This is a genomic window from Saccharopolyspora rectivirgula DSM 43747 (assembly GCF_000497205.1).
Taxonomy (GTDB): Bacteria; Actinomycetota; Actinomycetes; order Mycobacteriales; family Pseudonocardiaceae; genus Saccharopolyspora; species Saccharopolyspora rectivirgula.
The window spans coordinates 1-16,005 of the sequence record NZ_AYJW01000019.1; the positions used below are offsets into that span (position 1 = coordinate 1).

Consider the following 16,005-nt stretch of genomic DNA (forward strand, 5'->3'; position numbering starts at 1 on the left):
GGAACGCCAACCACTTTAGCAGCCCCGTTTTCGGCCTCTCACAGGGGGGCATCCCCACCCCGGACACCGGAACCGACCACCGCAGCAGCCGCTCACCCCAGCCAGGCTGGAGCACCACGGAAAAATTCAATTTCTCAAACCCTACCCCGAAAACCCCACCACCCGGTGGTATTTCCGGAAGCCACCGCCCGGCCCGAAACTCATCTCCTCATTCCGGCCCGCTCCGCGCTGGCACAAAACAATTTACACCCCCACCGAACACCGCCGAACACCACCCCCCACAAAACAACAAAACACCAGGTCAACGACGCAATTCCAACTCGAATAGGATTTCCAGCTCGGTGAGCGTCGAGTCGGTGTCGCGATGGTGCACACCGACCATCCCCGCGGCCACCGCACCGTCCACATTGCGCCTTTGGTCGTCCACGAACGCGCAATCGCCCGGCGCAACACCGAGCCGCGCGGCGGCGAGCCGGTAGATCTCCGGGTCCGGTTTGGCCACTCCTGCTTCCGCGGAGATCACGACCGCGTCGAACAACCCCGCGTCCACCCGTTCGTCCACCGAAGTCGCATTGGACACCAGAGCGGTGCGCACACCGCTGTCGCGGATCAGCCGGACCGCGGCGACCAAGGGGAATCCGCTCGGTCCCGGTCCCGGGTCGTCGAGCACCCCGCCCCAGTCCACGAGCAAACCGCGCAACTCCACGCGCGCACCGTAGCTCACCTGTTCCGGTGCTTCCCGGCTGGAACCGACCGGATTCCCGCGGTCACCGCCTCTGTTACCGCGGAGGGCGAGACGAGATCCCGGGGAGGAACGGTGACCACTTCGCTACCAGCTCGACCGCACTACGGAATCCCGGTCGCGGAACGCTCCGCGTGCGCGCTCGCGGCCAGGATCGGCACCCCGATCCTGGAAGTCCTCTCCGGACGACGTCCGGTGCACCAGATCCGGGACCGGGTGTCCGGCCCGGTCGCCGGGCTGCTCGCCGCCACCCGAGCGCACACCGCGAAAAGCCCGGACTACCGGTTGCGCTCGGTGCATGCCTGCCTGGTCACCAGTCATCGGGTGGAGGCCTGCATGGTCGTCGCCACGCACAACCGGGTCCGGGCTGTCGTGCTGAGGCTGGAGCAGGAGGCCAGCCGGTGGCTGTGCACCATGCTGGCCCTGCTCTGATCAGCGCCGCTTGTTCTTCTTGGCCTGGGCGCGCGCGGCCGCTCGACGTTCGCGACGGCTGGCTCCCCTGGCCGCCGGCCCGGCCGCACCACCGGGTTCACGGGTGGTCTGCGCGTTGCCGGACTCGTTCGGGCCGGTGTAGCTGAGGCCGCTGTTGCGCTGCGGCGCTTCCAGTCCCTGCCCGCGCAACGCGGAGGGGACGCCCGGAGCACCACCGAGCTGGGCCATCGCCGGTCCGGCCGCCGCGTGCTTGGGCCGCTGCTTGGCGCGGGGCTGCTGCTGCGCCCCACCCCGTTGCTGGGTTTGCGGTGCCTGCTGGGGTTGCGCCGCGGCCATTCCGCCGGCCCCACCGCCCGGGGCGGTGCTGACCGAGACGGGCACCGAAAGCTCCGGGGCCTGTTCGGGCTCGGCCGCCTCGACCTGCGCCTTGAACAGCAAGCTGACTGCTTCTTCCTTCAACCCGTCCAGCATCGTCTTGAACAGGTCGTAGCCTTCGCGCCGGTATTCCACCAGCGGGTCCCGCTGGGCCATCGCCCGCAGCCCGATGCCCTGCTTGAGGTAGTCCATCTCGTACAGGTGCTCCCGCCACTTGCGGTCGAGCACGATCAGGACCACGCGGCGCTCCAGCTCGCGCATGGCGCCCTTGCCGACCTTGCCGTCGACCTCGGCCTCGCGCTGCTCGTAGGCCTTCAGGGCGTCCTCGATGATCGCGTTGCGCAGGTCGTCCCGGCTCAGGTCCTCGTTCTCCTCGACGAGCTGCTCCCAGTCCAGGGTGATCGGGTAGAGGCTCTTGAGCGCGGTCCACAGCTTGGGCAGATCCCAGTCCTCGGCGTAGCCCTCGGCGGTCTCCGCATCGACGTAAGCGGTGATGACGTCGGTGAGCATGTTCTTGACCTGCTCACTGAGGTCTTCGCCCTCCAGCACGCGGCGCCGTTCGTCGTAGATGACCTTGCGCTGCTGGTTCATCACCTCGTCGTACTTGAGGACATCCTTGCGGATCTCCATGTTCTGCTGCTCGACCTGGGTCTGGGCGCCGCGGATGGCCCGGGTGACCATCTTGTGCTCGATCGGCACGTCGTCCGGGACCTTCATCCGGGTCATCACCGCTTCGACCATTCCGGCGTTGAACCGGCGCATCAGTTCGTCGCCCAGCGACAGGTAGAACCGGGATTCGCCCGGGTCGCCCTGCCGGCCGGAGCGGCCGCGCAGCTGGTTGTCGATGCGGCGGGATTCGTGGCGTTCGGTGCCGAGCACGTAGAGGCCGCCGAGCTCGCGGACTTCGGCCGCTTCAGCTTCGGCCTGGGCCTTGATCTTCTCGACGACCTTGGGCCACTCGCTCTCGTACTCCTCGCGGTTGCGCACCGGGTCCAGGCCGCGGCGGCGCAGTTCGGCGTCGGCCAGGTGGTCCACGTTGCCGCCGAGCACGATGTCGGTGCCGCGGCCGGCCATGTTGGTGGCCACGGTGACCGCGCCCTTGCGCCCGGCTTCGGCGATGATCGCGGCTTCCCGTTCGTGGTTCTTGGCGTTGAGCACGCTGTGCGGGATGCCGCGCTTGGTCAGCAGCTTCGACAGGTATTCGGAGCGTTCCACGCTGGTGGTGCCGACGAGCACCGGCTGGCCCTTGCGGTGCCGTTCCTCGATGTCTTCGGCGACCGCCTCGAACTTGGCCTTCTCGGTCTTGTAGACCAGGTCGGGCTGGTCGATGCGGATCATCGGCTCGTTGGTGGGGATCGGCACCACGCCGAGCCCGTAGGTGGCTTGGAATTCGGCCGCCTCGGTCTCCGCGGTACCGGTCATGCCGGCGAGCTTGTCGTAGAGCCGGAAGTAGTTCTGCAGGGTGATCGTGGCCAGCGTCTGGTTCTCGGCTTTGATCTCGACGCCTTCTTTGGCCTCGATGGCCTGGTGCATGCCCTCGTTGTAGCGGCGCCCGGCCAGGATGCGGCCGGTGAACTCGTCGACGATCATGACTTCGCCGTTGCGGACGATGTAGTCCTTGTCGCGCTTGTAGAGCTCTTTGGCCTTCAGCGCGTTGTTGAGGTAGCCGACGAGCGGGGTGTTGGCCGCTTCGTAGAGGTTGTCGATGCCGAGCTGGTCCTCGATGAAGGCGACGCCTTCTTCGGTGACGCCGACGGTGCGCTTGCGCTCGTCCACCTCGTAGTGGACGTCGCGCTGCATCATCGGGGCGAGCCTGGCGAACTCCTGGTACCAGCGGGAGGACTGGTCGGCGGGCCCGGAGATGATCAGCGGGGTGCGGGCCTCGTCGATCAGGATCGAGTCGACCTCGTCGACGATGGCGTAGTTGTGCCCGCGCTGCACGCAGTCGGACAGGCTCCAGGCCATGTTGTCGCGGAGGTAGTCGAAGCCGAACTCGTTGTTGGTGCCGTAGGTGATGTCCGCGGCGTAGGCCTTGCGCCGCTGGTCGGGCGTCATGTCGGCCAGGATGGCTCCGACTTCCAGGCCGAGGAAGCGGTGCACGCGGCCCATCCACTCGGCGTCGCGGCGGGCCAGGTAGTCGTTGACGGTGACGACGTGCACGCCTTTGCCGCTGATGGCGTTGAGGTAGGCCGGGAGCACGCAGGTGAGGGTCTTCCCCTCACCCGTTTTCATCTCGGCGATCTGGCCGAAGTGCAGAGCAAGACCACCCATCAGCTGGACGTCGTAGTGCCGCTGCCCGAGGGTGCGGCGGGCGCCTTCCCGGGCGACCGCGAAGGCTTCGACCAGCATCGAATCCAGGCTTTCGCCGTCCTGGTAGCGTCGTTTGAACTCGTCGGTCTTGCCCCGCAGCTCGGCGTCGGACAGCGCGACGACGTCGTCTTCGATCTCGTTGATCTTCGCTGCGTAGGCGCGCAGGCGTTTGAGCATCTTGCCTTCGCCGGCGCGGAGCAGTCGGGACAGGACCATCCGGTCGACCTCGCTAGCTGATCGTGACGCGTCCGTCACGGACGCTTTGTGGTCATGGTATTAGAGCCGGGGCCTGGAAGGCTTCTCCGGCACGGGGCGCACGTGGCTGTCCCCCGCGCTCTACCGTACGCGGGGGACAGCCACGAGGTTGACGATTGGCACAGACTCGCCTGCTAGTGGGCTTGCTCGTCGAGTCTGATCAATCCGTAGTCAAACCCCTTGCGCCGGTATACCACGCTGGGTTTGCCGGACTCAGCATCGTTGAACAAGTAGAAGTCGTGACCGACGAGCTCCATCTCGTAGAGGGCCTGGTCCACCGTCATGGGGTGAGCCGGGTGCTCTTTCACCCGAACGATGCGCCCGGGCTCGTAGCTCTCCTCAGCGGAACGGCTCTGTTCTGGAACTTCTTCCGCCAGGCTCGTCTCAGCAGGTGATTCCAGGAGCGCGGTGCCCTGGCGAGCGGTGCTGCCGCCCTGCGCGGCCGCCGCTGTCGCCTCTGCCACGGAAACCGGGCTGCGCTGACCGTAATGGACCTTCCTGCGGTCAAGTTTGCGCTTGAGGCGGGTCTCCAGCCTGTTGATCGCCACGTCGAGAGCGGCGTAGAAGTCACCCGCGCTGGCTTCCGCTCGGACTGGCGCCCCTTTGCCTACCAGGGTAATTTCCACTCGCTGGCAGTTCTTGGCCTGCCTGGGGTTGCGTTCGTGGAGGAGTTCCACGTCCGCCCGGATTGCCTTTCGGTCGTACCGCTCGAGCCGGGCCAGCTTGGTGTTGACGGTCTCCCGGTAGTGCTCGGGGATCTCAACGTTGCGCCCCTTGACGACGATGTCCATTCACGACCTCCGATTCCGAAGTAGAGGTGCGTACAGCGGCGCCGGGGCGTGAAGGCTCAGCTCACTCCGGCGCCAGGAACGTGGTCATTCCCTCCTTCCCGTCGCCCGAGCCGGCTGGAGTTACCAGCACGCTAGCGTGGTTTATCTTTTTGTGACATCCCCCACGGTGGGGGAAGTCAGACCGCCCGAAAGTGTGATGACGCTCGAAAGTCGCCGCTCCCGCGCCACGCACCGTGCCCGGTTCCCCGGCGACCGTTTCGGCAAACATCACTCTTCCGCGTCTCCTGTTGGGGCCACGCTTGCTTCTTGGATCGCCTGCTTCCCCACTTGGGAAACGTCCCGGAAGAGGCGATGGGTTCCGAATTCGATCAGAGATGTGCTGGACCGGTTCAGCCGCGCGGCCCGGCGGTGGCGGTCAAGCTCAGCACCGCGCGCACCCGAACCGGAGTCGTCCGCAGCGCCCGCGAACAACTGGCGACGGTTGCCCCGGTGGTGATGACGTCGTCCAGCAGCACGGCCTCCACCGGGCGCGCGGGCAGCCGTCCCGGGCGGAGCCGGACGTTGCCGGCGAGGTTGCGCAACCGCTGCTGCGGGTCGAGCGCGGCGGAATCGGCCGCCCGGTGCGCGATCCGCAAGCAGTCCGCCACCCGCAGCTCCCAGTCGGGCAGCTCGGCGGCGAGCTGGCGGGCCAGCCGGGTCATGTGCGAACCGCCGCGGCGGCGGGCCGCCACCGCCCGGGACGGCGCCGGGACCAGCAGCGTTCCGGGACCGAGCCGCAGCCTCGGGGCTAGGCCGACCAACCCGACGGCCAGCTGGCGGGCCAGCGGGGCCGCCAGCTGCCGCCGACCGGACTCCTTGTAGGCCAGCACCGCGCGCCGGGCCGCCGCTCGGTAGGCGCCCAGCGCGTACATCGGCGGGCCGTCCACCACCAGCGGGCGGTGGATGCGGTGCAGCCCGCCCAGGGCGCTCGCGCACCGCTGGCACCACGCGGTCGCCGGCGCGGCGCACCCGGCGCAGTGCAGCGGCAGCAGCAGGTCGAGCACCGCGGAACCGGCTCTTCCCAGCAGATGGCGCACGCGGCGAGCGTGCCGGAAACGGCGGTCCGACTCACCGGGGCGTGTCGGATCAGCCCGGGTAGAACGGCAGCGAGCCGCCTCCGATGGGCACCGACAGCAGCGACCACACGTCGTCGGTGTCCGTGGCCTGCCACAGCCCGCTGCGGTCGGCGACGATCACCCGCCCGTCCGGGGCAACGGTGACCGCGTTGAGCGGCTGACCGAGGTTGGACGCGGTGTAGGCGTTCCACTGGTAGCCGTCCACGGTGACGTCGTAGACGAACCTGCTGTTGCTGTCGGTGAGCGCGACCAGGAAGTCGGCCTGCCGCCACTCGAGGCGGGTCACCTGCTGCGCACCGGGGGGCTGCAGGACGACGGGGCGCTGCAGGGTGACCTGGTCGCCGTCCTCCACCACCCCGGCCACCACGACATCACCGCCGACCACGGCGGCCACCCGGGTACCGTCGCGGGAAACGCGCAGTTCGGCGACCGGCTGGTCGCCGGCGAGCTGGCGGCCGTCCACCCGGCCGAGCTGCCAGCCGTCGGCGGTGCGCACGGCCCGAACGATGTTCCGCCCGTCGACGACGGTCCACACCTCCGAGGAGCCGCGCCAGGTGGGTTTGCTCATGAAGCTCCCGGTCACGGGCAGTTCGGGCAGGTTCTCGCCGAACGCGCCGATCCGCAGCGCGACCCCCTCGGGGCGCCGGGTCACCGCGGCCAACCACTTGCCGTCCGGGGACTGGCCGGCCCGCACGATGTCGAGCTCGCCGCTGCCGGCCGCCCCCGGCACCGGGTTGGCGTTGCTGTCCAGGTACACCAGCCGTTCGTCCACCACGGCGAGCCCGGGCAGGTCCGGGCGGGGCCAGAAGTCGGTCGAGTACTGCTGGACGTCGGAGGGGCGCAGGTCCTTCTTCTCCGGCAGCAGCGCGGAGCCCTCCTCCATCAACCGCACCCGCGCGCTGGACACGCTCTGCAGGGACAACACCACTTGGGCGGCGATCAACCGCCGGGTTTCCAAGCTGATGTCGCCGAGGTTGGTGAAGTTGACCTCCAGGGCCGCGTCGGGGGACTCGCTGGTGTTGGTCGTGGTGCCCACCCCCTCCGGCAGGGCGGTTTGCATCGCCCCGGTCATGCCCTTGGACGGGCCGGCGATGAGCAGGTCGATGACCTGCCGCGGCAGCGTGCTGGTGGGCTGGGCGGGCAGGTAGCGGATGTCCGGCACCACCGCGGTGCGGCTGTGGTTGAGGAAATAGACCGGCACCGGCCGGTAGATCGATTCGAACGAGGAGCGGCTGGCGATGAGCTCCGGCGGGGGGCTGACGATGCGCCACTCCCCGTTCGGTTGCCGCTCGGTGCGCAGCTCCACCGTGTACTCCCCGGTCTCGGGGACGAAGGAGCTGTCCGGCAGCAGCCGCCCCACCTTGTCCGCCTGCAGGGTCACCGACTGCACGCCCCGGGGCTGCGGCCCGGTCTGCGGGGTGGGGATCGTGTCGACGTTGGTCAGCAGCAGCAGGCCGGCCGGCGGGTGCCAGTCGCGTTCGGCCTTGCCGGCCAGGTGCAGGCGGGCGGCTTCGTGGTCCTTCTCCGGGGAAGCGGCCGAATCGACGAAGCTGCGCACCAGGGCGAACGGGTCGAGCCCTTCCGGGGGCGGGCTGATCTCCACGGAGGCGTTGCCCCCGTCGACCCGTTTGATGGCTTTGGGCGAGGAGTGCTCCGGGATGGACGCGCAGCCGGTGAGCACGAGCAAGCAGGCTGCCAGTGCCAGCAGGCGGCGGAGCGACCCTGTTGTCATTCCTGCTCCCAGGCTTTCTCGGACAATCGCGCGGGCCCTTGGTCGCGCTGCTCGGTGTCGCCGTGGGCGGAGGTCGACTCGTCGACGTTCGTGGCCAGCAGGGCTTCGGGGGCGGCGATGCGCCTGGTGTCGGGCATGGGCAGCGGGCTGCCGGTGATCTTCTCGCCGGCCCGGCGGGGCAGGGTGAGCCGGAAGCAGGCGCCCTCGCCGGGTTCGCCCCAGGCGTCCAGGGAACCGCCGTGCAGCCGGGCGTCTTCCAAGCTGATGGACAGGCCCAGACCGGTGCCACCGGTGCGCCGGTTGCGGGAGGGATCAGCCCGCCAGAACCGGGTGAACACCAGCTCCGCTTCGCCCGGGTTCAGGCCGACCCCGTAGTCGCGGACGGCCACGGCGACGGCGGACTTGCTGCTGCCGAAGCGGATCTCGACCGGGCCGCCTTCGGCGTGGTCGATGGCGTTGGCGACCAGGTTGCGCATGATCCGCTGCACTCGTCTGGCGTCGGCGGTGATGCTGAACTGCTCCTCCGGGACCTCCGCGTCGTCCTTGACGGGCCGGATGATGCGCAGTTCCACCCCGCTGCTGTCGGCGATGGCGCGCAGCGATTCGACGGCTTGGGTGGTGATCTCGATCAGGTTGATCGTTTCCTTGGAGAGCTCGGCGACGCCCGCGTCGAGCCGCGAGATCTCCAGCAGGTCGGCCAGCAGGGCTTCGAAGCGGTCGAGCTCGTCGACGAGCAGCTCGGTGGAGCGGGACAGGCCGGGCGGGAACTCCTCCCGGGAGGCGTGCAGCACGTCCGCGGCCATCCGGACGGTGGTCAGCGGGGTGCGCAGCTCGTGGGAGACGTCGGAGGTGAACCGCCGCTGCAGCTGCCCGAACTCCTCGAGCTGGGTGATCTGCTGCTTGAGGCTGTCGGCCATTTCGTTGAACGACTCGGCCAGCCTGGCCACGTCGTCCTCCCCGATCACCCGCATCCGCTTGTCCAGGTCGCCGCGGGCCAGCTGTTCGGCGATGCGGGCGGCTTGCCGCACCGGGCGCACCACCTGCCGGGTCACCAGGCTCGTGATGGCTCCCAGCAGCACCAGCAGCACCACCCCGCCGATGAGCAGGGTGCTCTGCACCACGCTGAGGGTGCGCTGCTCGGCGGTGAGCGGGAACAGCAGGTAGGCCTGCAGCGGCCGGGTCGCGGTGTCCACCGGGGTGCCGACCGCGAGCATGGTGATCGGTTCGTGGTTGCGCACCACGGTGGTGATCTGGGTGGCGAGCTGTCCTTTTTCGACGAACCGGCGCAGCTCCTGGGGGACGTCCTCGACCGGGCCCGCCGAGGACTGCTGGTCCGCGGTGGCGTGCCCGTCGACGAGCACGGGGTCGAAGGCACCGGCCACGGTTTCGGTGGTGGACTGGCCGGAAGCCGAAGTGGTGAGCCGGTTCAGCGCGGCCTGCAGTTGTTCCGAGACGCGGCCGGAGTTCGGGTCCACCGCGATGAGTTCCCGCTCCAGGGTGGGCAGGCTGTATTCGGCTTGGGTGATGGCCGCGCGCTCCTTGGCCGCCACCAGCTGGGAGGTGATCTGCCACTGCAGCACCATGCAGAGCGCGAAGACCACGGCGAGGGACAGCGCGAGCGTGCTGACGACGATGCGCAGCTGCATGGAACGGCGCCACAGCGATTCGAACTGGCGCCACTTGTGCGCGGCCAACTCGCGGACACGGCCCACCGAACGCCACACTTCGCGTCCTCGACGTGTCCACATGCTCACGGCAACCGTCCCTCCGCGGCCACCTCTTCACGGTCTGCGGGGTTCGCAGCGCCCGCCCCGATCGGGCAGGCGCTGCGGCGCAGTGGTTCTATCACGGCGGGCCGGCCTTGTAGCCGACACCGCGGACGGTGAGCACGATCTCGGGTCGCTCCGGGTCTCGCTCGACTTTGGACCGCAGTCGCTGGACGTGCACGTTGACCAGCCTGGTGTCCGCTGCGTGCCGGTAGCCCCAGACCTGTTCGAGCAGCACTTCCCGGGTGAAGACCTGGCGGGGCTTGCGGGCCAGCGCCACCAGCAGGTCGAACTCCAGCGGAGTCAGTTGGATCGGCTGGCCGTCGCGGGTGACTTCGTGCCCCGGGACGTCGATGGTGATGTCGCCGATGGTGAGGATCTCAGCGGGTTCGGCGTCGGTGCGACGCAAACGGGCACGCAGCCGGGCGACGAGCTCTTTGGGTTTGAACGGTTTGACGACGTAGTCGTCGGCACCGGATTCGAGGCCGAGCACGACATCGACCGTGTCGCTCTTGGCGGTCAACATCACGATCGGCACCACGGACTCGCTGCGGATGGCCTTGCAGACGTCGATGCCGTTCATCCCGGGCAGCATGAGGTCCAGCAGAACCAGGTCTGGCTTGAGCTCCCGGAGGGCAGGCAGCGCCTTGGTGCCGTCACTGACTACGGCGGTCTCGAACCCCTCTCCCCGGAGCACGATGGTCAGCATTTCGGCCAGAGCCGGATCATCGTCCACCACGAGCACGCGTGCCTTCATGCCCAACATGGTTGCACTTGTCACTCGTAAGCTGTGCATCCACCCGCTAATCGTCACCGCAGGTCGCGGCGGATGCGGCTGTTCGGCGCAGTGGTGACGGCCGAACAGAGCAGCCGTTGAGCTGGGAAAACACCGTTGCTCCCGACTCCGGGGCTGGCTGGTCGGAGGCGGTGCGCGGCGCAGCGGGGCACCTCGGACGAACACTTCCGGTGTCCGCCCGATCACTTCAGGTGTCCAGCAGGTGCTGCTCGACCAGCGCAGCGGAGTTGGGCTGACCGGCCCCGTCCACCGTGGTCCAGGGAGACCACCAGTGCGCTGCGGCCAGCTGCCGGTACACCTGGCCGCAGCGCTGCTGCAGGTCCGCGTCGGACTCGAAGTTGTCGCGGCGCCGGTGCTGTTCGGTCCGCTCCCGGTGCTGCGCTCGGCCGGCCGCGACGTCGACCGGGACGTCCAACAGGATTTGCAGGTCCGGCCGGGGCAGGCCGAAGCGTTCGACCTCCAGCTGCCGCACCCACTCGACGAATTCGCCGTCGGCGCCCTGGTGCAGGCGGGCGGCACCGTAGGCGGCGTTGGAGGCGACGTAGCGGTCGAGGAGGACGACGTCGCTGGATTCGATCGCGCGCCGCAGGTCCTCGATCGCGCCGCGGCGGTCGAGCGCGTACAGGACGGCCATGCCGTACACCGAGCTGCCGAGGTCGCCGTGCTGGCCGTGCAGCGCTTCGGCGACGAGTTCGGCGTGCACGTCCTGCGCGTAGCGGGGGAAGGCAGCGCGGGTGACGCTGCGCCCGCGGCGCCCCAGTTCCTGTTCCAGGCCGTTGGCCAGGGTTCGCTTTCCGGCGCCGTCGAGTCCTTCGATGACCACGAGTCGTCCCACGGGCCACGACGGTATCTCAGGCGGTTGAGCGCTTCCCGCGGCAGTCCGCCGCGCTGCGCGGGCGGGAGCGAAGCGGTCACAATCGCGCCGACAAGATCGCGAGGGCGCGCTCGGCGGGGGAGAATCAGCAGCGCCGTAACGATCTGAGCCGGTAGGGAGGGCCAGTGCAGCAACCTGGGCCCGACACCCGCGTTGTCGAGCTGCGGGTGCACGGAATCCTTGGCACCACGGGCGATGAGCTGACCGACTCGGTCGCTTCGGTGGACGTCGCCGGAGACGGGGTGGGGCGGATCGTCCGGCCGGCGGACCGCTTGCTGCGGCCGGTGGCAGGGCCCGCGCTGCGAGTGGGGGACCGCAGCGTGCCGCGGATCGTGGAGGGCTACGTCTGGGGCGGCATGACCTCGGGTGGCCTGGCCAAGGCGGCTTGGGCGCTGCTCTTCCCGTTCGCCCTGGCCAACGTGGCGCACTGGATGTTGCCGCCGCACCGGGCGGACCACCCGGTGAGCCGGGTGCTGGCGAGCTCGTTGCGGGCGCTGCTGCGGCTGTCCTCGCTGCTGTTGACCATGCTGCTGGTGGCGCAGCTGGCGGTGGCCACACTGGACTTGGTGGCCGCCCAGTGCTTGGCGCCGGGCACCGGGTGCATGCCGGCGGTGCCCGATCAGCTGCGGGTTCCGGTGCTGCGCTCGCTGGTGGGGTTGTTGCCGGTGGCCCTGCTGGCTTTCCTGATGCACTGGCTGGCCAGCGTTTCCTGGGAAGTTTCCACCGAGGAGCCGGGGCGTTCGCCGCATCCGGCGCAGGCCCCGGTGCTGCCCGGGCAGAACGTGGTGCCCGATCCGGACACGCCGTTGCTGCGGACGCTGCACATCACCGCGGCCATGTCCACCGTGTCGTTGCTGGCGTTGGGCGGGCCGCTGGCGTTCAGTTGGGATCCGCGCTGGTTGGTCGCGGCAGCGCTGCTGGTGTTGAGCTTGGTCGGCACGCTGCTGCTGGACGATCCCACGGGTCGCGCCGGGGTGCGCCGGATCTGGTCGGCGCTGCCGGCGCGCGTGCTGACGCGTTCCCTGCTGGCGGTGTCCGGGGCGGTGCTGGCGCTGGTCGCGCTGGTCCCCGGGCAGCTGCGCGGCCCGCTGCCCGGCTCGTCCTCGACGATCGACGTGATCACCGCGGCGCTGGCCGGGAGCTGCGCCGCGGTGGCGGTGCTGCTGGTGCCCGCGGCGCTGCTGGCCCGCCGTTCTTGGGCTTCGTTGCCGCGCCAGCTGCGGCCGTGGGCCGGTGGCTGGATGAGCGCGCCGGTGCTGATGCTGGCGGCGCTGTTGGGGGCTGGTTTCGGCAGCGGCTTGGGGTTGGCGCTGCGTCGCAGCCTGGACCACCCGGAGCTGGTGCTGCCGGCGGCTTACTCCGATGTGGCCGCTTTCTGGGGGTGCACCGCCCTGGTGATGCTGCTCGGGGTGCTCGGCGGGTCGTGCTGGCTGCTGGTCCAGCGGTGGCGGGAGTCCCGCCGCGGGCAGCCGGTGCCGGCCGAGGTGGCGCTGTTGCACGCGGGCCGCAAGGAGGACCAGGAAACCGCGGCGAAGGCGTGGCGGCGGGCCGATTTCCAGCGCCGCTACTTGCACTGCGTGCTGTTGCTGCTGGTGGCTGCCCTGGCGGTGAGCGCGGTGCCGACCGTGCTGGCCCGGATGCTGGGCGCGCGGCCGTGGGTGTGGTGGGACTGGCTGCTCGGTCTCGGGGTGGCTTGCTTGGCGGCGCTGGCGGGTTCGCTGCTGCGCATGGTGTTCTTGGCGGCCCACCGGCGGAACGCGGCGCGCTACCTGGGGATCCTCGCTGATCTGACCCTGTTCTGGCCGCGCGAGGCGCATCCGATCGTGCCGCCGTGCTACGCGTTGAAGGTGATCCCGGAGTTGGCGGCCCGGGCCGCCGAGCACCTGGAGGACCCGGACACGCGGGTGGTGCTGGCCGGGCACAGCCAGGGTTCGCTGCTGGCCGTGGTGGCCGCCGCTCGACTGCTGGAGTCGCTGGAGCCGGCCGACCGGGAACGGGTGGGTCTGCTGACGGCCGGGTCCCCGCTGCAGTGGGCGTACGCGCGCGGTTTTCCCGGCGCGGTGCCTCCCGCGTCGCTGCGGGAGCTGTCCGGGGCGTTGAACGGGCGCTGGCGGTCGCTGTGCCGGGGCACCGATCCGATCGGCGGGGCGGTCACCACGTGGAACCGGCAGGTCTACTCGGGGATGCTGCTCGGTGTCGGTTTCCGGGCCGACGGCACCGAAGGTCCGCTGCCAGCGGCGGCGCGCGGCCCGACCGGGGCGTTGGTGCTGGGGGGCGAGCACTGGTTGCCGGATCCGCTGCGCGGGCCGGTGTCCGCTCGCCGGTGGATGCCCGGGGTGCTGGGCCACGGCGAGTACAGCGGAGATCCGGAGTGGGACCGGGCGGTGGCGATGGCGGCCGGGCTGACTTCGCCGAGCAGCACGGCCGTGCCGGAACAACCGGAGCCCGAACCGGAGCAGCCGGAGCCCGAACCGGAGGAGCCCGAGGGCGGCTCGGGCGCGCCCGCCACGGCAACGGCCGAGCGGACGCGGCCGCGGGTGACCGAGCTGATGGCTCGCGAAGCCGCGAAGCCGGCGGCCGTTCGGAGGGCGCCGGCGGCTCCCGAGGCGACCGATCCTCGCGGTCGGGTCGCGCCGTGGGAGCGGGCGGCCCAGCTGTGGCCCGCCAAGCACTGAGATCCGCTGAGCGGTGAGAAGAGCGGCGCCGCCCCACCGGGCAGCGCCGCTCCTCGCACCTGGACCACTACTTCGTGGTCTCCGGTTGCTGTTCCACCTCGGCGGCCAGTTCGTCCAGCTCGCCCCGGCCCAGTCGGGAGTGCGAGCGGCTGTACGCGAAGTAGATCACCACGCCGGCGGCCATCCACACCAGGAACCGCACCCAGGTCAGCGCGGTCAGGTTCAGCATCAGCCACAGGCAGACCAGGATGGACAGGATCGGCACCAGGGGCACCATCGGCACCCGGAACCCGCGCGGCAGCTCGGGGCGGGTCTTGCGCAGCACGATCACCCCGGCCGAGACCAGGATGAACGCGAACAGGGTGCCCACGTTGACCATTTCCTCGAGCTTGTCGGCCGGGAAGAAGCCGGCGCCCAGCACGACCGCCACACCGACCAGGATGGTGGCCCGGGCCGGGGTGCCCCGCTTCGGGTCGGTCTTGGCCAGCACGCGCGGCATGAGGCCGTCGCGGGACATCGCGAACAGCACCCGGATCTGGCCGAGCATCATCACCATGACCACTGTGGTCAGACCAACCAGGGCGCCGACCGAGATGATGGTGGCCGCCCAGGTGATGCCGTGCTGGGAGAAGGCGGTGGCCAGGGTGGCGTGCGTGCCGTCCTCCCCGGTGGCCAGCTCGGTGTACGGGACCATGCCGGTGACCACGAGGGCGACCGCGACGTAGAGCACGGTGACGATGAGCAGCGTGCCGAAGATGCCGCGCGGCGCGTCCCGCTGCGGGTTCTTGGTCTCCTCCGCGGTGGTGGCGACCACGTCGAAGCCGATGAAGGCGAAGAAGACGAGCGAGGCTGCGGCGAGCAGGCCGAACACGCCGTACGTGCTGGTTTCACCGCCCAGCAGCAGCGACAGCAGGGACTGCTCGATGGCCGGGCCGGATTCCTCCGCGGCCTTGGCGGGCGGGATGAACGGCGAGTAGTTGTCGGGGTTGATGTACGCGGCGCCGACGACGATCACCAGCAGCACCACGCCGACCTTGATGAGGGTGATCACCAGGCTGACCCGTGCGGAGAGCTTGGTCCCCAGCGCGAGCAGCGTGGTCAACGCCACTCCGAGCAGGACGGCTCCCCAGTCGAAATCGATCGGACCCAACGCGACCGTGGTGGGCACTTCCACCCCGGCGATTCCCAGAACTTGGGAAAGGTACACCGACCAGCCCTTGCTCACCGCGGCCGCGGCGACAGCCAGTTCCAGGATCAGGTCCCAGCCGATGATCCACGCGATGAACTCGCCGAAAGTGGCGTAGGAGTAGGTGTAGGCGCTGCCCGCTACTGGCACGGTGGAAGCGAACTCCGCGTAGCACAGCGCCGCAAAACCGCAGGCAATCGCGGCCAGCACGAAAGCCACCGACACGGAAGGACCGCTGAGGTCACCCGCTGTCCTGGCCGCCAAAGTGAAGATGCCGGCACCGACCACCACGGATACGCCGAAGACGATCAGGTCCCGGGTACCCAGGTTCTTCCGGAGTTTGGTGTCCGGTTCGTCGGTTTCTAAGATTGATTGTTCAACCGACTTAGTTCGCCACAGCCCAGTGCCTGGCACTGTCGCCTCCTTGTGGGTCCAGTTGGTGGGACGCGCCCTTTTTTGGGCGGCAGTCTTACAACCGGAAAGCGCAAACCAGAAGTCCGCCCCCGATTCGTTAGCTGCTTGTGACCCGGCTCAACGAGCCGGAGCGTCGCCCCCTGCAGATCAGGCTCCAGATGCATGAGTCCTGCCGCGGGCACCGTTGCCCAGATCCGGCCCCAGCCCTGCACGGCATCGATCCCAGCAGCCACCTGCGGAACCGACAGCGACGAGGCCAGCTGGAATCTCACTGCGACCAGCAACTCACCGGCTCAAGGTACTGCGTCCGGATGCTGGTCACGTGCTGCCCCCTCTCGGCCTTTAGTTGCGTCACTACCGCTGGCCACCGGCGATTTCCCGCCAGAGTAAGGACGAGGCGGGGCGAGCACAACGCGAAGCGGGACGCGAACTGACGATCCAATGCGGACAGTGTTGGACCGGATGCGAACAGTCGCGAACAACGCGCTGGGCGACAGATCCGAAGCAATGAGTAGTTGGCGGAATTCGCCTTCCCACCACTC

General features: G+C 69.4%; 11 protein-coding genes. 2 read left to right on the forward strand and 9 right to left on the reverse strand.

The features are described from left to right. Window positions 1-301: 301 nt before the first annotated feature. Window positions 302-706: an HAD-IA family hydrolase gene (locus SREC43747_RS0107410; RefSeq protein ID WP_029720527.1), complete on the reverse strand. Its 405-nt coding sequence runs from the start codon at window positions 704-706 to the stop codon at window positions 302-304. Between the two features lie 111 nt (window positions 707-817). Between SREC43747_RS0107410 and SREC43747_RS0107415 the strand changes: the two genes are divergently transcribed. Beyond that, window positions 818-1,174 carry an Rv3235 family protein gene (locus SREC43747_RS0107415; RefSeq protein WP_029720528.1) on the forward strand — a complete coding sequence of 119 codons (357 nt, stop codon included), beginning with the start codon at window positions 818-820 and terminating at the stop codon, window positions 1,172-1,174. Here the strand turns inward: SREC43747_RS0107415 and secA are convergent, their stop codons facing one another. The 7 genes from secA to SREC43747_RS0107450 form a co-directional block, all read right to left on the reverse strand. After that, window positions 1,175-4,075 (reverse strand): preprotein translocase subunit SecA, encoded by a 2,901-nt coding sequence (gene secA, locus SREC43747_RS0107420; RefSeq protein ID WP_029720529.1) that lies wholly within the window; start codon window positions 4,073-4,075, stop codon window positions 1,175-1,177. A 173-nt stretch (window positions 4,076-4,248) separates the two neighbouring features. After that, complete coding sequence (hpf, locus tag SREC43747_RS0107425) at window positions 4,249-4,905, reverse strand: ribosome hibernation-promoting factor, HPF/YfiA family (protein ID WP_029720530.1); 657 nt, start codon at window positions 4,903-4,905, stop codon at window positions 4,249-4,251. A gap of 389 nt (window positions 4,906-5,294) precedes the next feature. Beyond that, a complete protein-coding gene (locus SREC43747_RS0107430; protein ID WP_236623073.1) occupies window positions 5,295-5,981 on the reverse strand; it encodes a ComF family protein in 687 nt (228 codons plus the stop codon). A 49-nt stretch (window positions 5,982-6,030) separates the two neighbouring features. Continuing rightward, window positions 6,031-7,752 carry an LpqB family beta-propeller domain-containing protein gene (locus tag SREC43747_RS0107435; protein ID WP_029720532.1) on the reverse strand — a complete coding sequence of 574 codons (1,722 nt, stop codon included), beginning with the start codon at window positions 7,750-7,752 and terminating at the stop codon, window positions 6,031-6,033. After that, the gene (gene mtrB, locus SREC43747_RS0107440) at window positions 7,749-9,500 is read right to left on the reverse strand and encodes an MtrAB system histidine kinase MtrB (RefSeq protein ID WP_029720533.1); all 1,752 of its coding nucleotides are present in this window, start codon (window positions 9,498-9,500) and stop codon (window positions 7,749-7,751) included. Before mtrB ends, SREC43747_RS0107435 begins: the two co-directional genes overlap by 4 nt. A gap of 97 nt (window positions 9,501-9,597) precedes the next feature. Further along, a complete protein-coding gene (gene mtrA, locus SREC43747_RS0107445) occupies window positions 9,598-10,275 on the reverse strand; it encodes an MtrAB system response regulator MtrA (RefSeq protein WP_029720534.1) in 678 nt (225 codons plus the stop codon). A 226-nt stretch (window positions 10,276-10,501) separates the two neighbouring features. Beyond that, the gene (locus SREC43747_RS0107450) at window positions 10,502-11,149 is read right to left on the reverse strand and encodes a dTMP kinase (protein ID WP_029720535.1); all 648 of its coding nucleotides are present in this window, start codon (window positions 11,147-11,149) and stop codon (window positions 10,502-10,504) included. A 164-nt stretch (window positions 11,150-11,313) separates the two neighbouring features. Here SREC43747_RS0107450 and SREC43747_RS22150 point away from each other — a divergent pair, with 164 nt between their 5' ends. After that, complete coding sequence (locus tag SREC43747_RS22150) at window positions 11,314-13,863, forward strand: lipase family protein (protein WP_037331540.1); 2,550 nt, start codon at window positions 11,314-11,316, stop codon at window positions 13,861-13,863. Window positions 13,864-13,930: 67 nt separating this feature from the next. On the opposite strand, the gene SREC43747_RS0107465 is transcribed toward SREC43747_RS22150, so the two are convergent. Next, a complete protein-coding gene (locus SREC43747_RS0107465) occupies window positions 13,931-15,463 on the reverse strand; it encodes an amino acid permease (RefSeq protein ID WP_029720536.1) in 1,533 nt (510 codons plus the stop codon). Window positions 15,464-16,005 lie beyond the last annotated feature (542 nt).